General features: G+C 35.5%; 11 protein-coding genes and 2 pseudogenes. 8 read left to right on the top strand and 5 right to left on the bottom strand.

Going from position 1 to position 8,580, the window contains the following annotated elements; genetic code table 11:
- From ACKI2W_RS09440 to ACKI2W_RS09430, 3 genes and pseudogenes are all read left to right on the top strand, one after another.
- A pseudogene (locus ACKI2W_RS09440) lies at positions 1 to 814 on the top strand (adhesin); the annotation flags it as partial.
- A gap of 223 nt (positions 815 to 1,037) precedes the next feature.
- Positions 1,038 to 1,352, top strand: coding sequence for a nucleotidyltransferase domain-containing protein (locus ACKI2W_RS09435; protein ID WP_407381503.1), 315 nt, complete (start codon positions 1,038 to 1,040; stop codon positions 1,350 to 1,352).
- 40 nt (positions 1,353 to 1,392) lie between these two features.
- Positions 1,393 to 1,713 (top strand): HEPN domain-containing protein, encoded by a 321-nt coding sequence (locus ACKI2W_RS09430; protein ID WP_407381501.1) that lies wholly within the window; start codon positions 1,393 to 1,395, stop codon positions 1,711 to 1,713.
- 708 nt (positions 1,714 to 2,421) lie between these two features.
- Here the strand turns inward: ACKI2W_RS09430 and dmpI are convergent.
- Entirely contained in the window at positions 2,422 to 2,607 is a 186-nt protein-coding gene (gene dmpI, locus ACKI2W_RS09425; protein WP_407381499.1) for a 4-oxalocrotonate tautomerase DmpI, read from the bottom strand.
- 70 nt (positions 2,608 to 2,677) lie between these two features.
- Between dmpI and ACKI2W_RS09420 the strand changes: the two genes are divergently transcribed.
- Complete coding sequence (locus ACKI2W_RS09420; RefSeq protein WP_407381497.1) at positions 2,678 to 3,136, top strand: dCTP deaminase domain-containing protein; 459 nt, start codon at positions 2,678 to 2,680, stop codon at positions 3,134 to 3,136.
- A complete protein-coding gene (locus ACKI2W_RS09415) occupies positions 3,133 to 4,668 on the top strand; it encodes a thiamine pyrophosphate-binding protein (protein ID WP_407381496.1) in 1,536 nt (511 codons plus the stop codon). The genes ACKI2W_RS09420 and ACKI2W_RS09415 overlap by 4 nt, the downstream gene beginning before the upstream one ends.
- Positions 4,669 to 4,816: 148 nt before the next feature.
- Here ACKI2W_RS09415 and ACKI2W_RS09410 read toward each other — a convergent pair whose 3' ends face one another.
- From ACKI2W_RS09410 to ACKI2W_RS09400, 3 genes are read right to left on the bottom strand one after another with little or no spacing between them, the layout of a single operon-like run.
- Positions 4,817 to 5,086: a hypothetical protein gene (locus tag ACKI2W_RS09410; RefSeq protein ID WP_407381494.1), complete on the bottom strand. Its 270-nt coding sequence runs from the start codon at positions 5,084 to 5,086 to the stop codon at positions 4,817 to 4,819.
- The gene (locus tag ACKI2W_RS09405) at positions 5,079 to 5,651 is read right to left on the bottom strand and encodes a DUF2953 domain-containing protein (RefSeq protein WP_407381492.1); all 573 of its coding nucleotides are present in this window, start codon (positions 5,649 to 5,651) and stop codon (positions 5,079 to 5,081) included. Before ACKI2W_RS09405 ends, ACKI2W_RS09410 begins: the two co-directional genes overlap by 8 nt.
- A 12-nt stretch (positions 5,652 to 5,663) precedes the next feature.
- A complete protein-coding gene (locus tag ACKI2W_RS09400) occupies positions 5,664 to 6,086 on the bottom strand; it encodes a GerW family sporulation protein (RefSeq protein WP_407381490.1) in 423 nt (140 codons plus the stop codon).
- Between the two features lie 190 nt (positions 6,087 to 6,276).
- Here ACKI2W_RS09400 and ACKI2W_RS09395 point away from each other — a divergent pair, with 190 nt between their 5' ends.
- Together ACKI2W_RS09395 and ACKI2W_RS09390 are read left to right on the top strand one after the other, a co-directional pair.
- Positions 6,277 to 6,603: a hypothetical protein gene (locus tag ACKI2W_RS09395; RefSeq protein WP_407381488.1), complete on the top strand. Its 327-nt coding sequence runs from the start codon at positions 6,277 to 6,279 to the stop codon at positions 6,601 to 6,603.
- Positions 6,604 to 6,661: 58 nt separating this feature from the next.
- A complete protein-coding gene (locus ACKI2W_RS09390) occupies positions 6,662 to 7,036 on the top strand; it encodes a hypothetical protein (protein WP_407381486.1) in 375 nt (124 codons plus the stop codon).
- 47 nt (positions 7,037 to 7,083) lie between these two features.
- Here ACKI2W_RS09390 and ACKI2W_RS09385 read toward each other — a convergent pair whose 3' ends face one another.
- Positions 7,084 to 8,226 (bottom strand): pyridoxal-phosphate-dependent aminotransferase family protein, encoded by a 1,143-nt coding sequence (locus ACKI2W_RS09385; RefSeq protein WP_407381484.1) that lies wholly within the window; start codon positions 8,224 to 8,226, stop codon positions 7,084 to 7,086.
- Positions 8,227 to 8,391: 165 nt separating this feature from the next.
- Between ACKI2W_RS09385 and ACKI2W_RS09380 the strand changes: the two are divergent.
- Positions 8,392 to 8,580, top strand: a pseudogene (locus tag ACKI2W_RS09380) (hypothetical protein); the annotation flags it as partial.

Genomic DNA, 8,580 nt, shown 5'->3' with positions numbered 1-8,580 from the left:
TGTTGAAGTTCCTGATTATGGAATTTCAAAGACTGTTGACGTTATAGTAAAATCCACTATATATGCGGAAGATGTTGTTAAGGTATTCAGAAACGGCACTCAATATAATGCATTATTCCTTGATGGAAACGGCAACAATCTGACAAACACTACAGTTAGCTTTAACATAAATGGTGTAATCTATAACCGTACTACCAATGTGTCCGGCTGGGCTACAATTAACATAAACCTCAGAAAAGGATCATATATTCTAACGGCAACCAATCCGGTTACGGGTGAGATGAAATCAAACAACATTACGGTCATTTACAAACTTGAAACTAGTGATCTGACAAAATACTTCAGAAATGATGCCCAGTTTGTCGTTCGGGCAGTTGCAGATGACGGAAGCTATGCTGGTGCAGGCGAAACAGTTACATTCAACATCAACGGAGTGTTCTACAACAGAACAACCAATGAAACAGGACACGCCAAATTGAACATTAACTTGAATCCTGGAGATTACATCATAACTAGTTATTATGATGGCTGCAGCGAAGGAAACAATGTTCATGTACTTCCTACACTTACAGGAAATGATTTGAACATGACCTACGGCGACAAGTCTCAGTTCACAGCAAATCTTGTGGACGGCCAGGGAAATCCGTATGCAAACCAGAATATTACATTCAACATCAAAGAAGTTATCTACAATCGTACAACTGATGCGAATGGTGATGCTAAACTCAATATTAACCTGCAGGCAGGGGAGTATATAATCACTTCCAGCTATGCTGATGCCGTAATTTCAAATAAAATTACCATAACTTCATGATGGGGATTTAATCTCCATTTTTATTCTTTTTTAATTTTTCCGGTTAATATTATCTGTTGGGCTTTTGAATGTGATTTTGTTTTTAAATAGTTTTATAATCAAAATATAGGATTTTAAATGTCATTAAGTGTGTATCTGTATTTTTTCATCTATTTCTGTTTGAAAATATTTATTATTGATGAAGTGTATATTAGGTATTATCTCATAATCGTTGGTGATTATAATGCATAATAGAATTAAGATTGCTTATGAATTTGCTAATGCTATAGAATCTGAAGATATCATACGCATAATATTATTTGGTTCTGTTGCTCGTCATGATGATACCGAAGAATCAGATATAGATATTTTAATTGTCACTCCATCAAGAGAAAAGATTAACGGTATTGTTGATGAGGAAGTTTTCAATATTAATGCTAAATATCTTGAAGTTGTTTCAGCTCATATTATGACTGAAGAATTTTATAATCGCACTAAAGATTATTCTTTTTTAACAAGTGTCCGTGAAGAAGGTGTTTTACTTGTCGGAGATTACTGACTTATATCGTACGGCTCAACGATAATATGATGCTGGAAAATTGCTTTTTGATTCAGGATTTTATATTGAGTCTATTGTTCATTTCTATTATTCTATGTATGCACTTGCCAAAATTTTACTTTTAAAAAAGGATATCACCACTAAAACTCATGAAGGAACTATTAATATGATTCAAGTTCATTATGTCGAAACAGGTGAATTGGATAAAAGATTCCATAAAGGTCTTGCAAGTTCCGGATCTTTGAGAAATGAAATAGATTATTATAATCGGGATGACATTAGTCAAAATCTTGCACGTGAAAAAAGAAATATCTGTTCAGATTTCCTATTGGAAGTCAAAAAAATGGTAAATATTGAATAGTTTTATTCAGACCCTTTAATTTTTTTTAAATCTTTAATATTTAGTTCACAATCTATTTTTACATTATATAGTTGGATTTATAAATATCTGGTTCCACAAATCCTGTGGACGGCCAGGACAATTCTATGTAAACCATAATATTACATTCACCATCAATGGAGTGATTTATAACATGGTAGATGTGAAACTCAACAATAACCTGCAGGCGGGGGAGTATATAATCACTTCCAGCTATGGTGATGCTGTTATTGAAAATAAAATTAGCATAACTTCATGATGGGGATTTACTCTCCATTCTTTTCTTTTTTGATATAAATGGTAAGTTTGTTGTAAAATTATGGAAATATTCCATTTTTTTGAGTTAATTTTTTTCTTATGCACATTATATTGAATGCTCTTTTATATGTTATCATTCAATATATTGAATAGTATTCATATTTGTTCAATATGATTATTATGTAGAATATGTTCGATTTCATGGAACATGTCCAATTGGATGGAATTATTATATTTGTTCTATGGAATGATGTTTGTTCGATTTAATGGAACATGTCCAATAAGAAAAAACATTAGGTGATTAATATGGGTAATCTCCTTTGTTCAATTTCATTGACTTATGAGGTAATGGAAATTCCATTATAATGCTGAAAACACACATTGCATTATGTGGTAAAATATGGTGATTGTTAATTAATGGTAGTTAAGTGATTATTTGTCACTTAAGAGTTCTCCGGCCACTCCAATGCTTTCTTTTGGATAGGCCTGTACCAAAACGGTTATGGCATCTACAGGAAGGTCATATGCTTCGGCAACTGTCTCAGATACCTTTTTAACCATTTCTCTTTTTTTCTCAACACTTATTCCATCGTTTCCGGCAATTGTAATTACAGGCATTTTTTTCAATCCTCCAATTAATTATTTAACATATCTGATATAAAAATTAACTTGAATAGGAGATGTTCTCATGCTTGGTGAAAATGAACTTGTTAAGGTTTTTCCGGATTTCGCTGATTTGGTGCAGCCTTCCGGAATCGATTTGGAATTGGATAAGATTTACAGACAGACATCTGGCGGGTCACTGATTGACAATGAAAAGAACCTGCCTGAATTGGAAGAGCTTGAAGGTCCTATTTACACCTTAAAGCCACATACTGCATATCTGGCAAGCATAAAAAGGAAAGTTAAAATCCCTAAAGGATACACTATGCTTTACCTTCCAAGGTCAACTCTGTTAAGGTCATTCATATCAGTCCAGACCGCTGTGGGAGACCCCGGATTTTACGGAACGCTGATGTTCATGATTTACAATCACGGAGACTTTGAATACAAAATCAAGTCCGGCGACAGGATTGCCCAGGCAGTCGTATTTGATGTTGAAGGCTCCGGAGAATACGACGGATCATATCAGGAGGAGGAGAAATGAACGTCGCCGAAAGACTTGTTGAAATCCTTGAAGAAAACGCAATAACACATATTTTCGGAATTCCCGGCGAGCAGATAATGCCTATGTATAAGGCACTGGCGGGTTCTGACATAATCCACGTTCTTATGAGGCATGAACAGGCCGCCGCCCATGCGGCTGATGCATTTACAAGAACATCCGACACAATAGGGGTGTGTATGGCAACTGCAGCTCCGGGCGCATTGAATATGGTCATGGCAACTGCAGCAGCATACAAGGACAACATCCCGATGCTTATCCTGACAGGTGACAATGATTTGGACAAAAGGGATAAGAACATGTTTCAGTCTCTGCCTTTAAGGGATGTTTTCGCCAATATCACTTATGAAAATTACTCTCCGCTCAACGGTACTGAGGCAATATATGCCTTAAAAGCAGCATTATATGGCCTTAAGAACAACCCTAAAGGACCGATTCATATCAACCTCTCAAGGGACGTGCTTTTAAGCGAGGATTTCCAGGACTTTGATTTGTGCTATCTGTGTGAAAGCGACATGTCCTCACTTGAATCAGCTCAGGAATTAATCATGAAAGCTGAAAAACCATTGTTTGTTTTGGGTGCAGGTGCCATCCCGCAGGCTGAAAACATCAAAATGCTTGCTGAAATGTATAAGATTCCTGTAACGACCACTTACAATGCAAGAGGAATCATTGCAGAAGACGAACCGATTAATTTGGGACTGGTCGGAATAAGAGGTACTCCAAGAGCCAGAAAAGCTATTGAAGAGTCTGACTGTATAATCGCACTGGGATCAATTGCAAGTGAAAGGACATTTCCCCAAATCGATGAGGACAGATTTATTCACGTAAACATAAACAAGGATGTCCTTAAGGGCAAATACCAGATTCAGGGTGATGTAGAAGAGGTCATAATGACACTGGAGTTCAAAAAGGTTGACTGGATTGATGAATTACTGGCAATTGACAATGAAATAACTGTTGAAGGTGTCGATGATGAGATGAAGCCTCAAGCTGCAATAAAAAGGATTCTTGAATGCTTTGATGATAATATAATCGTTGCCGATGCGGGATCACATACCACATGGACAACCTTGCTTTATAATGCCAAAAAGCCAAACCACTTTTTATTCCCTGCAGCAACCGCACCGATGGGATATGGCCTTCCCGCAGGAATTGGTGCATCAATTGCAACAGGCGAAAAGATTATTGTAATTAACGGTGACGGAGATTTCCAGATGAATCTCCAGGAGCTTGCAACGCTTAAAGAAAATAATCTTGATGTTATAGTGTTTATTCTCAACAATTCGGAATACGGAATCATCAGGCAATGGCAGGAGGATTTCTATGATATGGATGCCTATCAGACAGATTTGGCTAATCCAGACTTTTTAAAACTTGCCTCATCATATGGAATCGATGCGGTCAGGATAACGACCCTGTTTGATCTTGAATATTTCCTTGAAAAGGATTTGAAAGGTCCTCTGGTTGTTGAAATCAAAGTAGATAAGGAAAATATCCCTCTTCCTGAGTGAATATTTCCTCACATTATTTTTTTTAGTGAAAAACTGAATTATAATGCTATTTTGAAGGTTTTGATAAAAACATATAAAACATAAAAAAAATTTATGTTCCTTATGTTTTTTATGTTTTCAAAAAATATATGGCTCTTTGATAATCATATTAAATGTATTTCAAAACAAATTCTTTTACTGCTTTTTCGTTTATTTCCTCATCATTCAACGGACAGTAATGGTATTCACCACCCATTTTTAAAATAAAGCAGATAGGCTTTAAATCAACGGATGTCAACCTGTCAAACATGATCTTCTGGCTTTCACAAAATGCAAAGTAAACTGTTTTGTCGGGACTTATTTCAATCGGCTTGAAGAGTATTTTATCAATTTCTTCTATTTCGAATATGTCATTTATGGCTTGTCTGAAGTTATCCATCCAAAACACCTCTTATTAATGCTCTCACGTGTCTTTTCAAAAGCAGTCTCGCTGTCGGAATCACAAGTTTCAAAATGCTGATGTCAATGTTCAAGTGTCCTTTGAGGTTTAAAACTTCTCCTTTAAATGAGGGTTCGGCGCTCAGACGGGTATTCGGCAGGATTCCCATAGCTATTGAAAATATCGCCCAGATGTATCCGATATACTCTCCGGTTTTGGCGAAGTTTGAAAAGCCGATAACAAGATGATTTTCAATTCTGTTGATGCTTACAGCATCCAGAACATCATGCAAATACTCTTTCAAATCACCAAGACATGGCTTGGCCAGTTCACGAAGTTTTTTGAAGTCCCTTTCCCTGTCCTCTTCATCAAAATCGTCATCATCATCGTCTGATTCCAGGTTATAGGTGTAAACGGTTAATCTCTTAAAAATAAGTATTTTTATACATCCGTCATATTCATTATCTATCTTAAGCCATTTAACATGCAGTCTAATGCCAAAAAGTAGAATAATAAAAATAAGTATGATGATTAATAGGATAATCATCAATAGGATGTTTAACATAAAATATAAGTCCTATTCTTCTGTTTCTTCATCGTAGGTTGTAAATTCAGGTTCAATAAATTCCTCTTCATTCACGTATTCGCCGCTGTTCATGGTATCCATGTAACCTTTAACCAAATCTGTAATGATCAGTCCTAAGTCGGATAAGGCCTTGTTGGTTTCGGTTCCTTTACTCAAGTCAAGTACGCGAACACCTTCAGCGTCATTTCCTTTTTTAGGAATCATTACCATTGAAATAGGTTCCACACCTGCTGCTGCACCTGCAACATCATTTCCTTCATTTCCTAAAAGGCTTTCTCCGGCACCAAAGCCCACTCCCATTCTCATGACAGGAATGAGAATTTTATCTTCGGTTTCAATAGGTGAACCGATTACATTATCAACATTGATAAGTCTGCGTAATTCTTCAACAGTTGTTTTTATATTTTCAGCCATTATATTCACATCCTAATAAATTAATATTAAGTTTGGATGTTGTGTTTTAAATATTTTGTTAAAAAATGAATTCATATATAAAGAGTTAATATTTTCACGCAGTCGCACTTCAAATAGATTAAAATATTTCTTGAAACAAACTATGATGTAGGTAATAGCTATATTTAACCAATTTTGAGAAGGTGATAAAATGTATGTTGAGAAAAATTTGAATGATATTATTTCTCATCACGGTTTTGACCCTTACATAGCTATTGAAAAACACATCAATGAGGATATTATTCCAAAATTTGACTGTCTAATTAGCTGTCACAGATCAAACCACGATGAGGAAGGAAACCCTGCAATAGAATTTTATGTGAGATATAATCGTAAATTGGATTTTAAAACGCAAAAAAAGTTATATTTCAAAATTATTGATGATTTATTTGATTTTTGTGAAAAATCAAATTTTTCTGATGATGTGATGAATTCAATGTATTTGTGTGTCAATATTGCGGGTGAGTACTATGTTTGATTCATTTGAGGATTTTAAGGCATTGGATTTCTTACATTTAGCAGAATAGCTGTCTTCAATGGAAGATAAATTCAAATCATCCGAATCTGCTGTAAAAAGAAATATCTATGGTAGAATATATTATGCAGTATTTCTTTGTGTTAGGCAATGGCTCACTGATAATACTGGATATGTTTCATATGCACCTGGGGAACATTCTAGAATGCCTAGGTATATTAAAAGCAAAGGCCCTTTTGATAATAAAATTAATCAAAAAATTTCTGATGATATCATAGATTTGAAAAAACTAAGGCATCAATCAGATTATTATCTCAAAAAACCTAGCAAATATTCACAAGAATATGAAAATTGGGTTTTCGAAGATATTGAATATGCATTTTCCATTGCCAACAACATCATTAAAGATTTCAATAATCTTGGAAAAGTAAGTTAATGGGAATTAACAATTCCTCTTATAAATAAAAAAAGAAAGGGTTAGAATCATAAGTATGATTCTGTAATTGATGCAACACCTGCACCAGCGTCTTCAATTGCACCTAAACCTTTTAAGGTCATTCCGATAGCTGCAAAGGTTTGTACTAATTCCTTGTAGGAAATGCATCCCATGTGGCCTATTCTGAAGACATTTCCTTTTAAGTGGTCCTGTCCTCCGGCTAATTCTACGCCGTATTTGTCACGGGTGGTTCCTCTGAATTCAGCGTCAGTAACGCCTTCAGGCATTTTGACTGCAGTTACGGTTGCAGATGATACTGCTTCGTCTGCGAATAATTCTAAGCCTAATGCTTTTACAGCTGCGACACTTGCTTTTGCTGCTTTGTGGTGACGTGCAACCCTGTTTTCCAGTCCTTCTTCCATAACTATTTTTAAAGATTCATTCATTGCATAGGTTAATGAAACTGATGGGGTGTAAGGAGTTTCAGGAGGAGTTTTGTCTCCGCTTTTTCTTGCAGCTTTCAGGTCTAAGTAGAAAGTGTTGGTTTCAACGTTGTCAACTGCTTTCCATGCGTCGTCGCTTAAGGTGATTGCTGCCATTCCAGGTGGTGCAGCCAAACATTTTTGTGATCCAGTTACACAAACGTCGATTCCGAATTTTTCAACGTCAACGTAGTCTCCACCAAGGGAGGATACGGTATCTACAATGTATAATGCATCGTAGTTTTTCATGACTTTACCGATTTCTTCGATAGGTGCTGCCACACCGGTGGAAGTCTCATTGTGTACAACGGTAATTGCTTTGATGTCTTCGTTTTCATCAAGAGCTTCTGCGATTTGTTTTGGTGTTACTGCGGTTCCCCATTCGACAGCAAGTTCCTGGGTTTCGATTCCATGGGTATTTGCTATTTTCATGAAACGTTCACCGAATTTTCCACCAACAATATTCAACATTTTTTCGCCAGGTGCTACTGTATTTGCAACAGCGGTTTCCATTGCGGCAGTACCTGATCCGGTTAATAAATAAGATTTATTTGGGGTTTGGAAAACTTTACTCATTAATTCTGTAGTTTCAGTCAAGATTTCTCCATATTTTGCTCCTCTGTGATTTACAACAGCTTTTGAGATTGCAGCTAAGACTCTAGGGTCTACTGTTGTTGGACCTGGAAGCATTAATAAAATATCATCCATTGATTTTCCTCCATTAAACAAAAAAAGATTTAGCATTTCTAAATCTAATTAAATATTTGATTTTTATACTTTTTAAATATTTAGTTGGCAATTTAAGTTCCGTTTAGATTGTACATTTTTGTGCTAATATTACTTTAAATAATATATTATACTATATAATTAGTTATGGAGTTCAGCGGTGAAGAATTAACATTTAAACGCTTTTTTAATTATATTTTTGGTTTGTTTTTAATAACATTGGGAGTTGCCTTTTCAATCAAGTCTGATTTGGACTCAGCTCCTGTAAGTTCGATACCTTATGCGATGAACCTGATTTGGGCAATTGAAATTGGTGTTGCAACATTTATATTTCAT

It is taken from the genome of Methanobrevibacter sp. (assembly GCF_045603845.1).
Classification (GTDB): Archaea; Methanobacteriota; Methanobacteria; order Methanobacteriales; family Methanobacteriaceae; genus Methanocatella.
The sequence above is the reverse complement of the archived record's forward strand: the minus strand, read 5'-3'. Positions and strand labels throughout refer to the sequence as shown.

What these genes read in the sequence shown, in the direction of transcription:
- ACKI2W_RS09435 (WP_407381503.1), top strand. Translation starts at nt 1,038, where the DNA reads ATGCATAATAGAATTAAGATTGCTTATGAATTTGCTAATGCTATAGAA.
- dmpI (WP_407381499.1), bottom strand. Translation starts at nt 2,607, where the DNA reads ATGCCTGTAATTACAATTGCCGGAAACGATGGAATAAGTGTTGAGAAA.
- ACKI2W_RS09420 (WP_407381497.1), top strand. Translation starts at nt 2,678, where the DNA reads ATGCTTGGTGAAAATGAACTTGTTAAGGTTTTTCCGGATTTCGCTGAT.
- ACKI2W_RS09415 (WP_407381496.1), top strand. Translation starts at nt 3,133, where the DNA reads ATGAACGTCGCCGAAAGACTTGTTGAAATCCTTGAAGAAAACGCAATA.
- ACKI2W_RS09410 (WP_407381494.1), bottom strand. Translation starts at nt 5,086, where the DNA reads ATGGATAACTTCAGACAAGCCATAAATGACATATTCGAAATAGAAGAA.
- ACKI2W_RS09405 (WP_407381492.1), bottom strand. Translation starts at nt 5,651, where the DNA reads ATGTTAAACATCCTATTGATGATTATCCTATTAATCATCATACTTATT.
- ACKI2W_RS09400 (WP_407381490.1), bottom strand. Translation starts at nt 6,086, where the DNA reads ATGGCTGAAAATATAAAAACAACTGTTGAAGAATTACGCAGACTTATC.
- ACKI2W_RS09395 (WP_407381488.1), top strand. Translation starts at nt 6,277, where the DNA reads ATGTATGTTGAGAAAAATTTGAATGATATTATTTCTCATCACGGTTTT.
- ACKI2W_RS09390 (WP_407381486.1), top strand. Translation starts at nt 6,662, where the DNA reads ATGGAAGATAAATTCAAATCATCCGAATCTGCTGTAAAAAGAAATATC.
- ACKI2W_RS09385 (WP_407381484.1), bottom strand. Translation starts at nt 8,226, where the DNA reads ATGGATGATATTTTATTAATGCTTCCAGGTCCAACAACAGTAGACCCT.